18 protein-coding genes are annotated in these 17,739 nt (G+C 36.2%); 12 read left to right on the forward strand and 6 right to left on the reverse strand.

The window, feature by feature from the left end; genetic code table 11:
- Positions 1-7 precede the first annotated feature (7 nt).
- The 3 genes from KBJ98_RS09490 (at position 8) to KBJ98_RS09500 (ending at position 2,887) form a co-directional block, all read left to right on the forward strand.
- Entirely contained in the window at positions 8-928 is a 921-nt protein-coding gene (locus KBJ98_RS09490; protein WP_210789983.1) for a homoserine kinase, read from the forward strand.
- A gap of 65 nt (positions 929-993) precedes the next feature.
- A complete protein-coding gene (gene thrC / locus KBJ98_RS09495; protein ID WP_210789984.1) occupies positions 994-2,289 on the forward strand; it encodes a threonine synthase in 1,296 nt (431 codons plus the stop codon).
- Positions 2,290-2,380: 91 nt separating this feature from the next.
- Positions 2,381-2,887: a GNAT family N-acetyltransferase gene (locus KBJ98_RS09500; RefSeq protein WP_210789986.1), complete on the forward strand. Its 507-nt coding sequence runs from the start codon at positions 2,381-2,383 to the stop codon at positions 2,885-2,887.
- Positions 2,888-2,901: 14 nt separating this feature from the next.
- Here the strand turns inward: KBJ98_RS09500 and KBJ98_RS09505 are convergent, their stop codons facing one another.
- Both KBJ98_RS09505 and KBJ98_RS09510 read right to left on the reverse strand, forming a co-directional pair.
- A complete protein-coding gene (locus KBJ98_RS09505; RefSeq protein ID WP_210789990.1) occupies positions 2,902-3,285 on the reverse strand; it encodes a DUF3037 domain-containing protein in 384 nt (127 codons plus the stop codon).
- On the reverse strand, positions 3,263-4,057 hold the full coding sequence (locus KBJ98_RS09510; protein WP_210789993.1) for a HipA family kinase: 795 nt from the start codon (positions 4,055-4,057) through the stop codon (positions 3,263-3,265). Before KBJ98_RS09510 ends, KBJ98_RS09505 begins: the two co-directional genes overlap by 23 nt.
- A gap of 240 nt (positions 4,058-4,297) precedes the next feature.
- Here KBJ98_RS09510 and gcvT point away from each other — a divergent pair, with 240 nt between their 5' ends.
- Entirely contained in the window at positions 4,298-5,380 is a 1,083-nt protein-coding gene (gene gcvT / locus KBJ98_RS09515) for a glycine cleavage system aminomethyltransferase GcvT (RefSeq protein ID WP_210789996.1), read from the forward strand.
- Positions 5,381-5,458: 78 nt separating this feature from the next.
- Here gcvT and KBJ98_RS09520 read toward each other — a convergent pair whose 3' ends face one another.
- Entirely contained in the window at positions 5,459-6,325 is an 867-nt protein-coding gene (locus tag KBJ98_RS09520; protein WP_210789999.1) for a hypothetical protein, read from the reverse strand.
- An 86-nt stretch (positions 6,326-6,411) separates the two neighbouring features.
- Here KBJ98_RS09520 and KBJ98_RS09525 point away from each other — a divergent pair, with 86 nt between their 5' ends.
- Genes KBJ98_RS09525 through KBJ98_RS09535 form a run of 3 tightly spaced genes read left to right on the forward strand, consistent with a single transcriptional unit; the run spans position 6,412 to position 7,876 of the window.
- Entirely contained in the window at positions 6,412-6,771 is a 360-nt protein-coding gene (locus tag KBJ98_RS09525; RefSeq protein ID WP_210790002.1) for a TM2 domain-containing protein, read from the forward strand.
- A 12-nt stretch (positions 6,772-6,783) separates the two neighbouring features.
- A complete protein-coding gene (locus tag KBJ98_RS09530; protein WP_210790005.1) occupies positions 6,784-7,110 on the forward strand; it encodes a DUF2752 domain-containing protein in 327 nt (108 codons plus the stop codon).
- Positions 7,111-7,165: 55 nt separating this feature from the next.
- Complete coding sequence (locus tag KBJ98_RS09535) at positions 7,166-7,876, forward strand: YebC/PmpR family DNA-binding transcriptional regulator (protein WP_166133708.1); 711 nt, start codon at positions 7,166-7,168, stop codon at positions 7,874-7,876.
- Between the two features lie 131 nt (positions 7,877-8,007).
- Here KBJ98_RS09535 and KBJ98_RS09540 read toward each other — a convergent pair whose 3' ends face one another.
- Together KBJ98_RS09540 and KBJ98_RS09545 are read right to left on the reverse strand one after the other, a co-directional pair.
- A complete protein-coding gene (locus KBJ98_RS09540; protein ID WP_210790008.1) occupies positions 8,008-9,048 on the reverse strand; it encodes a PLP-dependent cysteine synthase family protein in 1,041 nt (346 codons plus the stop codon).
- 70 nt (positions 9,049-9,118) lie between these two features.
- The gene (locus KBJ98_RS09545; RefSeq protein WP_210790010.1) at positions 9,119-11,254 is read right to left on the reverse strand and encodes a S9 family peptidase; all 2,136 of its coding nucleotides are present in this window, start codon (positions 11,252-11,254) and stop codon (positions 9,119-9,121) included.
- A 70-nt stretch (positions 11,255-11,324) separates the two neighbouring features.
- Here KBJ98_RS09545 and KBJ98_RS09550 point away from each other — a divergent pair, with 70 nt between their 5' ends.
- A complete protein-coding gene (locus tag KBJ98_RS09550; protein ID WP_210790012.1) occupies positions 11,325-11,645 on the forward strand; it encodes a YbaB/EbfC family nucleoid-associated protein in 321 nt (106 codons plus the stop codon).
- Between the two features lie 80 nt (positions 11,646-11,725).
- On the opposite strand, the gene KBJ98_RS09555 is transcribed toward KBJ98_RS09550, so the two are convergent.
- The gene (locus KBJ98_RS09555) at positions 11,726-12,748 is read right to left on the reverse strand and encodes a threonine aldolase family protein (RefSeq protein ID WP_166133700.1); all 1,023 of its coding nucleotides are present in this window, start codon (positions 12,746-12,748) and stop codon (positions 11,726-11,728) included.
- Between the two features lie 191 nt (positions 12,749-12,939).
- Here KBJ98_RS09555 and prfB point away from each other — a divergent pair.
- The 4 genes from prfB to KBJ98_RS09575 all read left to right on the forward strand — a co-directional run bounded on the left by prfB (position 12,940) and on the right by KBJ98_RS09575 (position 17,709).
- Positions 12,940-14,035, forward strand: a protein-coding gene (gene prfB / locus KBJ98_RS09560) for a peptide chain release factor 2 (protein ID WP_210790014.1) whose coding sequence is annotated in 2 segments (ribosomal slippage) — positions 12,940-13,002 and positions 13,004-14,035 — 1,095 coding nt in all. Because the reading frame shifts where the segments join, the coding sequence is not laid out codon by codon here.
- A 68-nt stretch (positions 14,036-14,103) separates the two neighbouring features.
- Positions 14,104-14,850 carry an energy transducer TonB gene (locus KBJ98_RS09565; protein ID WP_210790015.1) on the forward strand — a complete coding sequence of 249 codons (747 nt, stop codon included), beginning with the start codon at positions 14,104-14,106 and terminating at the stop codon, positions 14,848-14,850.
- Positions 14,851-14,916: 66 nt separating this feature from the next.
- A complete protein-coding gene (gene lpxD, locus KBJ98_RS09570; protein WP_210790016.1) occupies positions 14,917-15,918 on the forward strand; it encodes a UDP-3-O-(3-hydroxymyristoyl)glucosamine N-acyltransferase in 1,002 nt (333 codons plus the stop codon).
- 162 nt (positions 15,919-16,080) lie between these two features.
- The gene (locus KBJ98_RS09575; RefSeq protein ID WP_210790017.1) at positions 16,081-17,709 is read left to right on the forward strand and encodes an acyl-CoA carboxylase subunit beta; all 1,629 of its coding nucleotides are present in this window, start codon (positions 16,081-16,083) and stop codon (positions 17,707-17,709) included.
- The last annotated feature ends 30 nt before the right edge of the window (positions 17,710-17,739 follow it).

The following is a 17,739-nucleotide window of genomic DNA, read 5'->3' on the forward strand; positions in this document are numbered from 1 at the left end:
AAAAATCATGAACGAAATAAAGTTATTTTGCCCTGCAACAATTGCCAATTTATCCTGCGGATTCGATGTGTTAGGCCTTTGCTTAGAAACCGCCGGCGACGAAATGATTGTTCGAAAATCTACTGAAAAGGGAGTTAGAATCATCAAAATAGACGGTGCTTATTTACCTTTGGAAACCGAAAAAAATGTGGCGGGTGTCGCAGCTCTCGCGATGCTGGAGCAAATTGATTCCCCATTTGGATTCGAAATTGAAATATACAAACGCATCAAAGCCGGCAGTGGTATTGGCAGTAGCGCAGCTAGTTCAGCAGGGGCAGTTTTCGGCATCAACGAATTGTTAGGTCAACCTTTTACCAGAAAAGAATTGGTATTATTTGCCATGCAAGGCGAAAAGTTGGCAAGCGGAAATGCTCATGCTGATAACGTGGCGCCTGCCCTACTTGGCGGCTTTACACTCGTTAGAAGTTCGAGTCCGCTTGATATTGTAAAAATTCCAAGTCCAACCGATTTATATGCAACCGTTGTTCATCCTCAAATTGAACTCAAAACTTCTGATGCCCGCTCCGTCTTAAAGCAAACTGTTTCGTTAAAAAGCGCCATCACACAATGGGGAAATGTAGGCGGCTTAGTTGCTGGCTTGTACACGCAGGATTATGAATTGATTGGTCGCTCGTTACACGACGAAATTGTCGAACCACTTCGATCTGTATTGATTCCTGGTTTTGATCTCATTAAAAAAAGTGCTTATGTAAATGGCGCGCTCGGCTCTGGTATTTCAGGTTCTGGACCTTCAATTTTTGCCTTGAGCAAAGGACTTGAAACTGCTAATGCTGTTGCAAAAGGCATGAGCAAAGTATACGATGAAATGAACCTACCTTATGAAATACATGTTTCAAAAGTAAATGATGAGGGAATTAAAATCATATAAAAGAACAGTTCGATTTTCTTACATAGAAACAACTAAAAATTAAACAACTACTTACAAAATACAGCATGCAATACTATAGTTTAAACCACAATGCACCAAACGTTACTTTCCAAGAGGCCGTTGTGCAAGGATTAGCCAGCGACAAAGGTTTGTATTTCCCAGAATCAATAACACGACTTCCTGACAGTTTTTTCGAAAATATTGAAAAAATGAGCCATGAAGAAATCGCTTTCGAAGCCATAAAACAATTCGTAGGAGATGAAATTCCGGAAGCAATTTTAAAACAAATCATTTCAGAAACACTTTGTTTTGATTTTCCTGTTGTTGAAATAGAGAGCGGTGTTTTTTCGCTTGAATTATTTCATGGTCCAACCATGGCGTTTAAAGATGTTGGAGCAAGATTCATGTCGCGCTGCTTGGGCTATTTTAACTCTGATAAAAATAACAGCCACAATACCGTTTTAGTTGCTACATCTGGCGACACAGGAGGTGCAGTTGCAAGTGGTTTTTTGGGAGTTCCTGGCGTTGATGTAGTAATTTTATATCCTTCAGGAAAAGTAAGCGACATTCAAGAGCGTCAATTGACAACCTTGGGACAAAATATAACAGCACTTGAAGTTGATGGCTTTTTTGATGATTGTCAAGACATGGTTAAAAAAGCCTTTTTGGATGAATCATTACAACACAAAAATCTTACTTCGGCTAATTCAATTAATATTGCGCGTTGGTTGCCGCAAATGTTTTACTTTTTCTTTACCTACAAATCTTTAAAAAAATACAACAAACCTCTAGTATTTTCGTGCCCAAGTGGAAATTTTGGCAATATTTGCGCTGGAATTGTAGCCAAAAAAATGGGTTTACCTGTTCAACATTTTATTGCAGCTACAAATATAAATGATACAGTTCCATGCTTTTTAGAGGAAGGGAAATACAATCCTAAACCATCAAAAGCAACCATTTCAAATGCTATGGACGTTGGAAACCCGAGTAACTTTATCCGTATTCAGGAGCTGTATCAGAATGATTTAGCAGAATTCAAAAAAGATTTTAGTTCATTTTCATTTACTGACGAGGAAACCTTGATTGCAATGAAAAATATATTTGATAAATCAGGCTATGTTGCTGAACCTCACGGCGCGGTTGGCTACCTTGGTTTAAAACAAGAATTACAAAACCATCCTGATTCTATTGGTATATTTTTAGAGACAGCCCATCCCATCAAATTTTTAGATACTGTAGAGCCTGCTTTGAAGATAAAACTACCAATTCCGATGCAAATTGCACCCATATTAAACAAAGAAAAATTGAGTGTTTCAGTACGTAATTACGAGGATTTAAAGAGCTATTTATTACAGAATTAATTCATTAGAAACAAAATTATATCAGGATTTCAAATGTGCGGTTTACGATGCGCCTTTTTTATATCTTTGACATCCAAACACGCAAAAAAATATGATTACCAAAGCAACAGCATCTGATATAACAGCACTCAACGCATTGATAAATTCGGCTTATCGCGGCGAATCTTCTAAAAAAGGCTGGACCACCGAAGCCAACATTTTAGAAGGTTTGCGAACCACCGAAAGGGAATTAGCAGAAACCTTAAATGATCCGAAAAATACTATCTTAAAATACACTGATCAAGACAAAATTATTGGTTGTGTTTTGTTAGTTCAAAAGGAAAATCAACTGTATTTGGGAATGCTGACAGTATCACCCGATTTACAAAATGGAGGTGTTGGTAAAAAACTACTTCAAGAAGCTGAAATTCATGCCAAATCACTTTCATTACCCAAAATTGTAATGACAGTAATATCTGTTAGAGATGAACTTATAGCATGGTACAAACGTAATGGCTATACAGAAACAGGTGTGCGCGAGCCATTTCCTGCAAGTGAAGTTCATATTCCGATTACAGCTGAGCCACTAGAATTTTTAGTTCTCGAAAAAGTTCTTTAAGAAAATCATTTTGGCTACAAAACCATTTCTTCAAATAGGCGTTGGGTAGTTAAATCTAAATCATCGCACAGGCCCGCGTGCGGACGCGAAGTTTGTATCACAGAGCTGCGCAAGGCAGTTAACCATCTAAAACGAGAAGGAATATCAAACTGCGCTATCGGACCTGCTTGCTTTTCGCCATGCGCAATTTTTGCCAAAGCCTCGATATTTAATTGCAGTTGCTCAACGTCTAATTCTTTCGAAAATAATTCCAGTTTCAAGGCATTGATGGTATAAAGAACTTTGATAAATTTGGCTTTTTTACAAAACAGAATGACACCAACATTGAGAAATTCCTCGCGCTCAACTTGAGGTACCACTCGTATTACCGCGTACTCATATAAGTGTTTTTCTTGCATTTTGCGCTTCTTTTATAAAAATTTCAGAATGTTGTAATCGGGTCGTTAAAAAGTTGAAATATACTTGGCGGATTTGCTCTGGAGTTTCATCTGTATCTTCCCATTGCAACCAAACCTCAGGTATTAAATTGACAATTTCTTGTAAAACAGCAGTCGTTAAAAGAGCTTTACTCGCAGCATCTACTTCATCAAGTAATGTGGCTTGCGGCAAAAGCACATGATCTTTAATCAACCCAAATGGGCTTTGTGCATGCTTTTCCCAAGTGGTCCAAGAATGATGAAAGTACAAACTGGCACCGTGGTCAATCAACCACAATTCTTTTTTCCACAGCAACATGTTAGTATTTCTAAACGTGCGATCTACATTGGTAATAAATGCATCTAACCAGACAATTTGAGAAGCTAATTTAGCATCAACTTGCGTAACTACAGGATCAAAATTAATAGCACCTGACAAGTAATGCAACGCCAAATTAAGACCTTGACTACCTTGTAGTAAATCCTGAATTTCTTCATCTGCCTCCGAGCGACCAAAAGCTTCATCTAGGTTGGCAAAAACCAATTCAGGCATTTTCAAACCCAAAAAACGAGCAATTTCTCCCCCAATTAACTCGGCAATAAGTGCTTTAACACCATGCTCTGCTCCTTTAAATTTTAAGACATATTTAAAATCATCATCGGCTTCAGCTAATGCGGGCAACGATCCACCTTCCCGTAAAGGCGTAATGTAACGCGTCACGTTTACTGTTCTCAGATGCAGTGTTTTATCCATAATTTAATTGGCTAAGTCATTTTTACCTATTTGCAAATTTACAAATAAGTGCTGGGAAATTTTGGAATTAGTGCCATTACTATTTTTTAAACACTGATCATCGATAGAATTGCTATTTATTTTTCTAACCTTTAATATAAAAACAGACTACCGAAAACGATTGAAATAATCCCTCAAAGAACCTTTGTCACACCGAATAAAATCAATAAATTAGCCACTTAAAATTTTAGATTCAACACAATGAAAAATACTGCGCTAACGCACATACATGAAAGTTTAGGAGCAAAAATGCTACCATTTGCAGGCTTTAACATGCCTATTTTATACGAAGGAGTAAATGCTGAACACGAAACCGTACGTAACGCGGTAGGTGTTTTTGATGTTTCGCATATGGGCGAATTTTTGCTTACTGGACCAAATGCTCTAGCTTTAATCCAAAAAGTAACATCAAATGATGCCGCTACTTTAACTATTGGAAGAGCGCAATATTCTTGTTTACCAAATGCTGATGGCGGAATTGTAGACGATTTATTGGTGTACAAAATGAAAGAAGAACAATATCTTTTGGTAGTAAATGCATCAAACATTGATAAAGATTGGGAATGGATTTCTAGCCACAATGATTTAGGCGTGGATATGAAAAACCTTTCAGACGATTATTCACTTTTAGCTATTCAAGGGCCAAAAGCGGTTGAAGCTATGCAAGCTCTCACTTCTGTTGATTTAGCGTCTATTGCCTATTATCATTTCGAAGTAAGTGACTTTGCAGGGATTGAAAATGTTATTATTTCAGCAACGGGATACACAGGTTCAGGCGGCTTCGAAATTTATTGCAAGAATGATGAAGTAGAGCAAATTTGGAACAAAGTTTTTGAAGCAGGTACTTCATTTGGAATCAAACCAATTGGTTTGGCAGCTCGTGATACTTTACGCCTAGAAATGGGATTCTGTTTGTACGGAAACGACATTAACGATACGACCTCGCCATTAGAAGCTGGTTTAGGCTGGATTACAAAGTTCAATAAAGATTTTGTAAATGCTGCAAATTTAAAAGAACAAAAAGAAAAAGGAGTTAGTCGCAAATTAGTAGCTTTCGAAATGCAAGAACGTGCCGTACCAAGACACGATTACGAAATAGTGAATGCCGAAGGAACTGTAATTGGTATTGTAACTTCGGGAACTATGTCGCCTTCCATGAACAAAGGAATTGGATTAGGTTACGTTACTACAGAAAACAGTACTGTTGATAATGATATTTTTATCCGAATCAGAAAAAATGATGTTCCTGCGAAAGTAGTTAAACTACCATTTTACAAAAAATAATCCTAAAAAGGATCTTAAACAAAAAACCGGTAAGCAATAGCTTCCGGTTTTTTTTATCTCGAACTTCAAGAAGATTCTTTATTTTTTGTGAATTGTGATGCTTGCTTTCTCCCCTTTCTTTAAATTTGACATCAAGTCGAAAGAAGTATCTCCATCAAATAAAGTAATTTTGGCGGTATTAGGAGCAATTGTACCTTCGTTAATTGCTTCAATTTTAAACTCATTTTTAGCCCCATCAAGTATCACTTCGATAATTCTTTTTGCATTGGTTAATTTATGCTTAGCCAGAATTAATTTATTATTTTGATAAATATTTACAACATCGCCATCTTCTTTACCAATGTCGTAAATCTCCATTTTAAATTTATTCGATCCCCAGAAAACATTTAAATTTTCATCGTTACTCAATCGATTTGTTTTTAAACTGTCTAACACTTTCAAAGGATTAATATTCTCTTTAGTTTTTACATCAACCTTACTAGATTTTTGAATGCGATTATTTACCTTATTTACCAAATTATAAAGTTTAGTACTTCCTATTAAAACAAGTGTACCATCAATACACTTTTGTTTGTTTTTATAAAGTCCTTTGAAAGCTCCTTCCAATTTACTTGTACTTTGTACCAACTTTAATTTTCCTGAGAAATTAACAAAACAAAATGCACTCTGCTCAAACTTTGATTTGGTGTACACAATATTGGTTTCGCGGAACTCAAACAACTTTAGTTTTTTATTATAGCTACCTTCTATTAAATTCTTGGTTTCATGTTTACCAGCTAAATCAGTAATAGAGTAACCTTTTAATTTCCCGTTCAATTCTTCAAAAACCAAACGGTACGTGATGACACTTTTATCATTCCCATTCAGTTTTAATGCTCCAAGAAACTCGTAATTATTTTGTGAAAATGCATTTTCTACTGTCAGGAAGTATGCTAGAAAGGCCACAAAAAAAATTGTTATTTTTTTAATAAAAATATACATCGGTATTTTATTTTTTTATTTATATTTGGCACAAACTTAAACTTTTTCTTATGAAAATCAAATTACTTTTTACAGTTGTACTGTTATTTTTAGGTGTTTTAACAACAACCTACGCATCTTTCCCTGTGCAAAGAGCAACAAGTGAAAACACTACAGTGGTGAACACGCAAGAAGATGAGTTATCATCTCCAGCCGCTATTGCAAGCGGAAAAAGCCAATTGACAGCCTTGTTATTGGCTATTTTTGTTGGTGGAATCGGTATTCACCGTTTTTACTTAGGGTACACTTGGCAAGGAATTGTTCAGTTGTTGACATTTGGAGGTTGCGGAATCTGGTCTTTAATTGACTTAATTCGTATCATCACTGGAGATTTACAACCAAAAGACGGTTCTTACTCTAAAACACTTTAATACAACCTAAAAATGCGTAAAGCTTATTTTTACCTTTCGAATCTTGTATTGATATTAGCACCAATTGTTTTGCTCTTTTTACCAAAAACTTGGTTTGATAAAGGAGAAAGCACTTGCTTGTCTGTAGTTTTGGCTGGAATTGAATGTTATGCTTGCGGACTCACAAGAGCTGTAATGCATTTTATTCATTTTGACTTTGTAAAAGCTTGGGAATACAACCCACTTTGCTTTGTTGTAGTGCCGATGCTGTTTGTCATGTGGCTAAAAGCAATTTACGATATTCAGGGTAAAAAAATGCCAGGCATGATAGGTAGATTAACTTATCCAAAAGAGGCTTAGGCCTCTTTTTTTTGCTTTATTTTTTTATATTTGCACTTCAAAATAATTAATAGAAATGGGAAGAGCGTTTGAATTTCGAAAAGGAAGAAAAATGAAACGTTGGTCAGCAATGGCCAAAGCGTTTACCAGAATTGGTAAAGATATCGTGATGGCTGTTAAGGAAGGTGGACCAAATCCAGAAGCCAACTCCAGACTTAGAGCGGTGATCCAAAACTCGAAGGCAGTTAACATGCCAAAAGAAAATGTGGAACGCGCCATCAAAAAAGCAACTGATAAAGATACAGCTAACTACAAAGAACAATTATTTGAAGGTTACGCTCCACACGGAATTGCAATTTTAATTGAAACAGCAACAGATAACAACAATCGTACAGTAGCCAACATTCGCAGTTATTTTAACAAATGTAACGGTACTCTAGGAACACAAGGATCTGTAGAATTCATGTTTGACCATACTTGTAATTTCCGTATTCCAAATAACAATCAAGATATTGAAGAACTTGAATTAGAATTTATCGATTTTGGTGCAGAAGAAATTTTTGCTGACGAAGATGGTATTTTAATTTATGCACCTTTTGGAAGCTTTGGAACCATTCAAAAAGAACTAGAAAGCCGCGGAATCGAAATTCTTTCTTCAGGTTTTGAAAGAATTCCACAAATTACCAAAAAACTTACTGAAGCTGAAATGGCAGATGTAGAGAAATTGATCGAAAAAATCGAAGAAGATGATGACGTGATGAACGTGTATCACACTATGGAAGAATAAATTTCTTCTTATACAATTCTAAAAGCTCTTGTTTTACAAGGGCTTTTTTTTTTATGGAAATCAAGTACCAAAAAGCAAAAAAAACTCCAGATTGCTCTGGAGTTTTGTATGGAATTTAATTCAATATTGAATTATTTAATGAATTCGATTTTTTGAACTTCTTCTTCATTGATGCTATCAAAAAAGCCTTGCTCATTCATCCAATCATCGTTAAATACTTTGCTCATATATCGAGAACCATGATCAGGAAAAATAGCAATTACATTGCTGTTTTCATCAAACTCTCCTTCTTCAGCATATTGCTTGATGGCTTGCATTACTGCACCAGATGTATATCCTACAAACAAACCTTCTTTTTTGGTGATTTCACGAGCAGTATGAGCACTTTCCTCATCAGTCACTTTCATGAATTTATCAATGATATCAAAATCAGTTGCTGATGGAATTAAATTTTTACCTAAACCTTCAATACGATACGGATAAATTTCTTCGTTATCAAACTCTCTTGTTTCGTGGTATTTTTTTAACACCGAACCAAAAGCATCAACTCCTAAAATTTTGATATTCGGATTTTGCTCTTTCAAATATTTGGCTGTACCAGAAATAGTTCCTCCGGTTCCGCTACAAGCAACTAAATGAGTTATTAATCCGTTGGTTTGTTTCCAAATTTCTGGACCGGTAGAGTTGTAATGTGCATCAATATTCAACTGATTGAAATATTGATTGATGTAAACTGACCCTTTTGTTTCTTCATGTAAACGTTTTGCTACATTGTAATAAGATCGCTCATCATCTGCTGAAACGTGCGCTGGACAAACATATACTTTAGCACCCAAGCTACGCAACATGTCAATTTTATCTTTTGATGACTTAGAACTAACTGCTAAAATGCAATTATATCCTTTAATGATACTCACCATAGCCAAACTAAATCCGGTATTCCCCGACGTAGTTTCTATAATGGTATCACCTGGAGTTAATATCCCACGTTTTTCAGCTTCTTCAATAATATATAATGCAATTCTATCTTTAGAGGAATGTCCTGGATTAAAAGCTTCAACCTTAGCGTAAAAATTTCCAACTAGATCTTCAGTAACTTTATTAAGTTTAATAAGGGGTGTATTCCCTATTAATTCTAAGACATTATTATAAGCAGATATTTCTTTTTTCATAAAAAAATAGTTAGTCGCACCGACTATAAATTCGAACGCGCATGGTGCAAATTTAACAAAAATAATCTAATTAGTTTTTAATTTCTTCTAAATCTAACAAAAAACTGTATTCCTTAGCGAGTTCTTTCAATGCTTCAAAACGTCCTGAAGCCCCGCCATGACCCGCATCCATATTGGTATTCAAATACAAAACATTATCATCGGTCTTAAATGTACGAAGTTTGGCCACCCACTTGGCAGGCTCCCAATACTGCACCTGCGAATCGTGCAGGCCTGTAGTGACAAGCATATTAGGGTATTTTTGTGCTTTTACGTTATCATAAGGCGAATAAGACAACATATAATCATGGTATTTTTTTACGTTTGGATTTCCCCATTCGTCGTATTCACCCGTTGTCAATGGTATAGTATCATCTAGCATGGTTGTTACAACATCAACAAACGGCACCTGAGCAATTACGCCATTATACAATTCAGGAGCCATATTGACCACCGCACCCATTAACAATCCACCTGCTGAACCTCCTTCAGCGTACAAATGATCTGCAGAGGTGTAACCTTGCTCTATTACAAATTTCGAGCAGTCAATAAAATCAGTAAACGTATTTTTCTTTTTAAGCAATTTCCCATCTTCGTACCATTGCCTTCCTAAATCTTCGCCTCCGCGGATGTGTGCAATTGCAAAAACAAATCCACGATCTAAAATAGAAAGTCTTGTAGATGAAAAATAGGTATCCATAGTCACCCCATACGATCCATATGCATAAAGTAACAACGGATTTTTACCATCTTTCTTCAATCCTTTTCTGTACACCATCGAAATCGGCACTTTGGTACCATCCTTTGCAGTCGCCCACACACGTTCTTCGGTATAATTATCTTTATCAAATTTACCACCTAAAACTTGCTGCTCTTTTAGAATCGTCTTCTCCTTAGTTGTCATATTAAAATCAATAACCGAAGAAGGCGTAGCCAATGATTGGTAACTGTAACGCAAAACATCAGTATCAAAATCGATATTCGTTGTAGTAAATGCATTGTAGGTCTCGCTACCAAAAGGCAAGTAATAGTCCGCTTCTCCACTCCATGGCATAATTCGAATGTGATTCAAACCATTTGAGCGTTCTTCTACAACTAAATAGTTCTTGAAAATTTCAATGTCCTCCAGCAAAACATCTTCACGGTGTGCAATTACATCTTTCCAATTTTCTTTGGATGTAGCATTTTCTGGAGTTTTCATTAGTTTGAAATTGCTCGCCTTATCCTTGTTGGTTAGAATATAAAATGAATCTCCAAAATGCGAAATACTGTATTCAAGACCACGTACTCTTTTTTGAAAAATCGCAAATTCGCCGTCAGGCTGTTCTGCATTTAAAGTGCGGTACTCGGTTGTAAGTGTACTACCTGAACTAATTACAATATATTTTTTGGACTTTTCTTTTCCCACAGAAACACTAAATGTATCGTCTTTTTCATAAAAAACAACCACATCTTGATCAGCTGAAGTACCTACTTTATGTTTAAAAACCTTATCGGAACGTAGCGTAACCGTATCTTGTCGGGTGTAAAAAATAGTTTTATTATCATTTGCCCAAACTGAACTACCATCAGCATTTTCAATGGTGTCAGAGAATAATTCGCCCGTTTCTAGGTTTTTGATTTGAATGGTATAAATTCTTCTACCAACCGTATCTACTCCAAAACTAACCAATTTATTATCAGGGCTGATACTCATACCGCCAAGTTGAAAATAAGAGTGCCCTTTGGCTAATTCATTACAATCAAAAAGAATTTCTTCTGCAGCGCTCAGGCTTCCTTTTTTTCGAGAATAAATCGGATAATCTTTGCCAGTTTCGTAACGAGTAATGTAATAATAACCATTATACAAATACGGAACAGATTGGTCATTTTCTTTAATACGAGCCTTCATTTCTTCATACAAAGCCTTCTGAAAATCTTTCGTACCAGCAGTAGCAGCCTCGTAGTAGGCATTTTCTTGATTCAAATAATCAATTACTTCTGGATTCTCGCGATCGTTTAGCCAAAAATAATTATCGATACGTTTTTGATTGTGTTTTTCTAGCGTTTTAGGTATAATTTTAGCTTTTGGCTGAGTCATAGGAGTTACTATTTTTTGTGCTTGCACATTACTATTTACAAATGCAAAAATAAGACAAACACCACTAAGGAAGGGTGTGTTTTTCATGAATCTTTTATTGATAATGACTACGCAATATAGTAATTTTGTATCTGAATTAACTTAAAAATAGCTAAACATGGATTTAATGGGAATGATGGGCAAATTAAAAGAGACCCAACAAAAAATAGAAGACACAAAAAAGAGACTTGATACGGTATTGATTGACGAACAAAGTTCAGATGGATTGCTTAAAGTGACGCTAACTGCTAACAGAGCGATCAAATCAATTAGTATTGATGATGCACTTTTGGAGGACAAAGAGCAACTTGAGGATTATATGATTTTGGTTTTGAACAAAGCTATCGCAAAAGCCTCTCAAGTTAATGAAGCCGAATTGGATGCTGTGGCAAAAATGGATATGCCGATGATTCCAGGAATGGATAATTTGTTTAAATAAAAAAAAAGTTTAAGGTTTACCATTTTTTGAAATCAATAAAAACGGTAAACCTTAAACTTTAAAAAATTCTTGAATTAGCTTTACACTAATTTTTGAAGTGTTTCAAGCACATAAGTATGCATTACTTCTTTATAATCTAAATGAGTTACGATACGTAGTTTACCATGCCCCATTGAACTAATTAAAATATTTTTCTGCTTTAGCAGTTCGATTAAATTCTTCTCGATTACATTCGGAACCAAAGTAAAAATCAAAATATTTGTTTCTACTGGCTCTACAGAAGCTACCCAACTTACCCTTTTTAATACCTCTGCAATTTCTTTGGCTCTGCGGTGGTCTTCGGCCAAACGTTCAATATTATTATCTAAGGCATAAATTCCAGCTGCAGCCAAATAACCTACTTGGCGCATTCCTCCACCAAATATTTTACGGATGCGTAACGCACGATGAATTGTTGCTTTATCACCCAAAAGTACAGAACCAATTGGAGCACCCAAACCTTTTGATAAACACACTGAAATCGTATCAAAAATTTGCCCAAAAGCTCTAGGATCTTGTCGTTTAGCTACCAAAGCATTCCAAATTCGCGCGCCATCTAAATGGAATTTCAAATTATTCGCTTTACAAACTGCTTGAATTTTTTGTAAATCTTCAATTTCATAACAAGCACCACCACCTTTATTGGTTGTGTTTTCAACGCAAACCAAACTCGTTAATGGGCTGTGGTAAAATTCAGGATCATTAATCGCTGCTGCCACCTGATCTGCTGTAATCATTCCGCGTTTTCCGTCAAGCAAACAACAGGATACACCGCTATTAAACGAAACTCCACCACCTTCGTAATGATACACGTGTGCGTATTTATCGGCAATTAATTGCTCACCAGGTTGCGTATGTAATTTGATTGCCGTTTGGTTAGCCATCGTTCCTGAAGGAAAAAAAAGTCCAGCCTCCATACCAAACATCGCTGCTACTTTAGCTTCAAGAGCTATAACTGTAGGATCTTGCTTGTACACATCGTCTCCCACAGTTGCGTTTAACATGTGCACTAGCATTTCGCGAGACGGTTTTGTAATCGTATCGCTTATTAAATTTATTTCCATATTATATTTTTATTTAGACACGGTGCAGTACTTACAATTGCACCGTCGCATAATTTTCCTATTTTTGTGGCACAAATTTACACAATACGAATTGTTATTTCCAATAAGTTCCGTTAAATCTGAACTAATATTACACAGCAAAAACGTAATGAAGTAAAATGATAAAATAACAACCTAGTACACTAATTTTTATGACAACTACCGAACAAATAAAAGGTATTGTAGAGCGCCTTGGTGCGTTGAGGAGGTATCTTTGACGTTGATGCCAAACTAATTGAAATTTCTAACGAAGAAGAAAAAACATTTGCTCCCGATTTTTGGAATAATCCGAAAGAGGCTGAGCTTTTGGTAAAAAATCTTCGAAACAAAAAAAAATGGATAGAAGACTACAATAAAGCGGTTGAAATGACCGACGAATTAGAGTTAGCCTATGATTTTTATAAAGAAGGAGAACTTTCTACCGAAGAATTAGACGAGCAATACACCAAAACAGAAGCACATATTGAGGCCATTGAATTCAAAAACATGCTTTCTGACGAAGGCGACACATTGAGTGCCGTCATTCAAATTACAGCTGGTGCTGGTGGAACTGAAAGTTGCGATTGGGCCGAAATGCTTACGCGTATGTACATGATGTGGGGCGAAAAATACGGTTATAAAATCAAAGAACTGAACTTTCAAAAAGGAGAAGCCGCTGGAATCAAAACCGTAACATTAGAGTTTGAGGGCGATTATTCTTTTGGCTATTTAAAAGGAGAAAACGGCGTACATCGTTTAGTACGTATTTCGCCTTTTGACAGTAACGCCAAACGACATACTTCATTTGTGTCCGTTTACGTGTACCCGCTTGTTGACGATAGTATTGAAATTGAAATCAATCCTGCTGATATCGAAATTACTACCTCACGCTCTAGTGGCGCTGGTGGGCAAAACGTGAATAAAGTAGAAACGAAAGTACAACTGTTTCACAAACCAACCGGTATTCAAATTCAATGTTCAGAAACGCGTTCACAGCAAGATAACAGACAACGTGCCATGCAAATGCTTCGATCACAGTTGTATGAAATTGAATTAAAAAAGAAACAAGCACAACGAGCGGATATTGAAGCTGGCAAGATGAAAATTGAATGGGGCTCACAAATCCGAAATTACGTGATGCAACCTTACAAACTAGTCAAAGACGTCAGGACAGGCTACGAAACGAGTAATGTTGACGGCGTCATGAATGGTGAAATTGATGCGTTCCTAAAGGCCTATCTGATGATGATGGGACAAAAAGAAGAATAAATTTTAAAATCCTATAAAAGACTTTTTTGTAGGATTTTTTATATATTTTTACGACAAAAAAGACAAACATGAAAATTATAACTACTGCGATCCTACTATTTATCACAAGCTTTATGTGGGCACAACAAAAAGTTTATTTTAATGAAGATTTTAAAGAATTACCATCACAAACTAATGCCACTTACTACACCGTTTATGAACCAAATGGTAAAGGAACAATTAGAACTACTTATTACATCAACGATAGTATCTATTCTAAGGACTATTTCTCCAACTATAAAAAGAGAGAAATTGATGGTACGTCTGAAAGATGGTATGCAAACGGAAAAAAGGAGTATTTAGCGATTTATGTAAAAGGAAAACAAGAAGGTCCACAAACACGTTATTACGAATCCGGAAAGATTAAAAGAGTTGAAAATTATAAAAATGGGGAATTTGTAGATGGGAAATGTTTTGATGAAAACGAAGCAGAGATAGCGTTTTTTCCATACTACATAAAACCAGAATTTCCAGGAGGAGAAAAAGCATTTTATGATTTCATTGCCTCTGATTTTAAAAAACCAAATAATAGTATTGGACAAGTGATAATTGGTTTTTCAGTAGAATTGGATGGTACATTAAATCATTTTGAAGTAATAAAAAGTGTGAATAAAGAAATTGATTTAGCAGTAATCAAAACATTAGCAAGAAGTCCGAAATGGATACCAGGAAAAATTGATGGTAAGGCAATCGTGATGAAGTATAAAATTCCGATTACCGTAGAATCATTTGAGGGAAAACAATCAAAAAATGTTAGAACTAAAATGGAGGATTAATTAGGATAACTACGGGTAAATTCTTTTATTTGGAAAATATTTAACTCAAAAACTTCCAATTTTTCAATGAAATCCTATACAATTAACGAAATAAACGAAATTCTTAACGGAGAAATCGTTGGGTCAACCCTAACAAGCATTACTGCGCCTGAACAATTAGAAGCTGCAAGTATTACGGAGATTTCATTTATAGGAAACAAAAAATACGAAAAATTTTGGGCTACCTCAAAGGCTTGTGCTGCTGTTGTAAATGAAGATATTAGCATCGAACCAGGTGATAATCGAGCTTTTATCAAAGTAAAAAATGCCGACTTGGCTATGTCACAAGTTTTAGAACTTTTTGCTCCACCTACTCCAGTTTTTGCGGTAAGCATACATCATACTGCAACCATTGACGCTACCGCACAAATTTGTAATGGCGCAAAGATTGGCGCTGGATGCTACATAGGACCGAATGTAATAATTGGCGACAACTCAACTATCTATCCAAACGTAACCATTTTAGACGAATCAACCGTAGGTAAAAATACAGTAATTTGGTCGGGTACGGTGGTAAGAGAGCGCTGTCATATTGGTAACGATTGTATTATTCATCCCAACGCAACAATTGGTGCTGATGGTTTTGGTTTTCGACCTGATCCGCAACGTGGCTTGGTAAAAATTCCGCAAATAGGTAATGTCATCATTGGTAATAATGTTGAAATTGGCGCCAACTCTTGCGTTGACCGCGGTAAATTTAGCTCTACCGTTCTGGGTGATGGATGTAAAATAGACAACTTAGTACAAATAGGTCACAACAGTAAACTTGGTAAATTTTGTATCATGGCTGGAAATAGCGGATTGGCTGGATCTGTAACCTTAGGAAACGGCGTAATCATTGGTGGCAGCGCATCGATAAAAGACCACACGACTATTGGTGATGGTGCTATTGTTGGCGCAGGATCTGGTGTAACTGGCGATATTCCTGCCGGCAAAACAATGTTGGGTTACCCTGCGGTTGAAGCTAGAGATGCCTTAAAACAATGGGCCATCTTAAAAAGACTCGTTAACGAATCTAAAAATAAATAATTATTTTTTTTATCATATCCATAAAAAAACAGAAGTTCGCTTCTGTTTTTTTGTTTATATAGCAATCAAATACGCTATTTTTTTCACTAGAACACGACATTGATACTAATAATTAAGTTCCTTTTTGTATTTTAGCACAAACTTTTATAACTATAATTGACCATGGATTTGAACTTCAATAAAAACGAAGACCACAATAAACTTTTGTTATCTGCTTTGCGCCAAAAATTAAGCATTGTTAAACTTGGCGGCGGCGAAAAACGCATTCAAAAATTACATAGCGAAGGCAAAATGACAGCTCGCGAGCGCATAGATTATTTATTAGACCCGAAAGCAAAAAGTATAGAAATTGGAGCTTTTGTTGGAGAAGGAATGTACAAAGAACACGGCGGATGTCCATCAGGAGGTGTAGTGGTAAAAATTGGCTATATCAAAGGCAAACAATGCGTAGTTGTTGCCAATGATGCCACTGTAAAAGCGGGTGCTTGGTTCCCAATTACAGCAAAGAAAAATCTTCGCGCACAAGAAATCGCAATGGAAAACAGATTACCCATCATTTACCTTGTAGATAGTGCCGGTGTTTATCTGCCGTTACAAGATGAAATTTTTCCAGACAAAGAACATTTTGGTCGAATTTTCAGAAACAATGCGCAAATGAGCAGCATGGGTATTACGCAAATTGCTGCAGTTATGGGAAGTTGTGTAGCTGGTGGTGCATATTTACCAATCATGAGTGACGAAGCTATGATTGTTGATAAAACCGGAAGTATCTTTTTGGCAGGAAGTTATTTAGTAAAAGCTGCCATTGGAGAAAGCATCGATAATGAAACTTTGGGCGGTGCAACTACACATTGTGAAATTTCAGGTGTGACTGATTATAAAGCCAAAGACGATAAAGATGCTTTGGATAGAATTAAAAAAATAGTCGATAAAATTGGTGATTTTGACAAAGCTGGTTACAACCGTATTGCTCCAGAGAAACCAAAATATGACGAAAATGAAATTTACGGTTTGTTGCCAAAAGCGCGCAGCGAACAGTACGATATGATGGATATCATTCACCGATTAGTAGATAATTCTGAATTTGAAACGTATAAAGATGGTTACGGACAAACCATAATCACAGGTTATGCCCGCATTGACGGCTGGGCAGTTGGAATTGTGGCTAACCAACGTAAAGTGGTAAAAACCAAAAATGGCGAAATGCAGTTTGGAGGAGTTATTTACTCTGACAGCGCTGACAAAGCAACTCGTTTTATTGCTAATTGTAACCAAAAGAAAATTCCGTTGGTATTTGTACAAGATGTTACCGGTTTTATGGTGGGTTCAAAAAGCGAGCACGGCGGAATCATTAAAGACGGTGCTAAATTAGTTAATGCAGTTTCTAACTCTGTTGTTCCAAAATTCACAGTAATTGTTGGTAACTCCTACGGTGCCGGCAACTATGCCATGTGTGGTAAAGCTTATGATCCTCGATTAATTTTTGCTTGGCCAAGCGCTGAACTAGCAGTTATGGGCGGAACTCAAGCAGCCAAAGTTTTAGCTCAAATTGAAGCTTCATCGCTCAAGGCAAAAGGTGAACTGGTAGACGAAACCAAGGAAAAAGAACTATTCGACACCATCAAAGCACGTTATGACGAACAAGTTTCTCCTTACTACGCAGCTTCACGATTGTGGACAGACGCCATCATTGACCCTCTTGATACCAGAACTTGGATTTCTATGGGAATTGAAGCAGCCAACCACGCTCCTATTGAAAAAGCATTTAACTTAGGCGTGATTCAAGTATAAATCAAATTGATTGAATCGCAAATAGCAAAA

Source organism: Flavobacterium erciyesense (assembly GCF_018069925.1).
In the GTDB taxonomy this organism is placed as follows: domain Bacteria; phylum Bacteroidota; class Bacteroidia; order Flavobacteriales; family Flavobacteriaceae; genus Flavobacterium; species Flavobacterium erciyesense.

What these genes read in the sequence shown, in the direction of transcription:
- KBJ98_RS09490 (WP_210789983.1), top strand. Translation starts at nt 8, where the DNA reads ATGAACGAAATAAAGTTATTTTGCCCTGCAACAATTGCCAATTTATCC.
- KBJ98_RS09550 (WP_210790012.1), top strand. Translation starts at nt 11,325, where the DNA reads ATGGATTTAATGGGAATGATGGGCAAATTAAAAGAGACCCAACAAAAA.
- KBJ98_RS09510 (WP_210789993.1), bottom strand. Translation starts at nt 4,057, where the DNA reads ATGGATAAAACACTGCATCTGAGAACAGTAAACGTGACGCGTTACATT.
- KBJ98_RS09530 (WP_210790005.1), top strand. Translation starts at nt 6,784, where the DNA reads ATGCGTAAAGCTTATTTTTACCTTTCGAATCTTGTATTGATATTAGCA.
- KBJ98_RS09525 (WP_210790002.1), top strand. Translation starts at nt 6,412, where the DNA reads ATGAAAATCAAATTACTTTTTACAGTTGTACTGTTATTTTTAGGTGTT.
- KBJ98_RS09540 (WP_210790008.1), bottom strand. Translation starts at nt 9,048, where the DNA reads ATGAAAAAAGAAATATCTGCTTATAATAATGTCTTAGAATTAATAGGG.
- gcvT (WP_210789996.1), top strand. Translation starts at nt 4,298, where the DNA reads ATGAAAAATACTGCGCTAACGCACATACATGAAAGTTTAGGAGCAAAA.
- KBJ98_RS09535 (WP_166133708.1), top strand. Translation starts at nt 7,166, where the DNA reads ATGGGAAGAGCGTTTGAATTTCGAAAAGGAAGAAAAATGAAACGTTGG.
- KBJ98_RS09500 (WP_210789986.1), top strand. Translation starts at nt 2,381, where the DNA reads ATGATTACCAAAGCAACAGCATCTGATATAACAGCACTCAACGCATTG.
- KBJ98_RS09575 (WP_210790017.1), top strand. Translation starts at nt 16,081, where the DNA reads ATGGATTTGAACTTCAATAAAAACGAAGACCACAATAAACTTTTGTTA.
- KBJ98_RS09505 (WP_210789990.1), bottom strand. Translation starts at nt 3,285, where the DNA reads ATGCAAGAAAAACACTTATATGAGTACGCGGTAATACGAGTGGTACCT.
- KBJ98_RS09565 (WP_210790015.1), top strand. Translation starts at nt 14,104, where the DNA reads ATGAAAATTATAACTACTGCGATCCTACTATTTATCACAAGCTTTATG.
- KBJ98_RS09545 (WP_210790010.1), bottom strand. Translation starts at nt 11,254, where the DNA reads ATGAAAAACACACCCTTCCTTAGTGGTGTTTGTCTTATTTTTGCATTT.
- lpxD (WP_210790016.1), top strand. Translation starts at nt 14,917, where the DNA reads ATGAAATCCTATACAATTAACGAAATAAACGAAATTCTTAACGGAGAA.
- KBJ98_RS09555 (WP_166133700.1), bottom strand. Translation starts at nt 12,748, where the DNA reads ATGGAAATAAATTTAATAAGCGATACGATTACAAAACCGTCTCGCGAA.
- thrC (WP_210789984.1), top strand. Translation starts at nt 994, where the DNA reads ATGCAATACTATAGTTTAAACCACAATGCACCAAACGTTACTTTCCAA.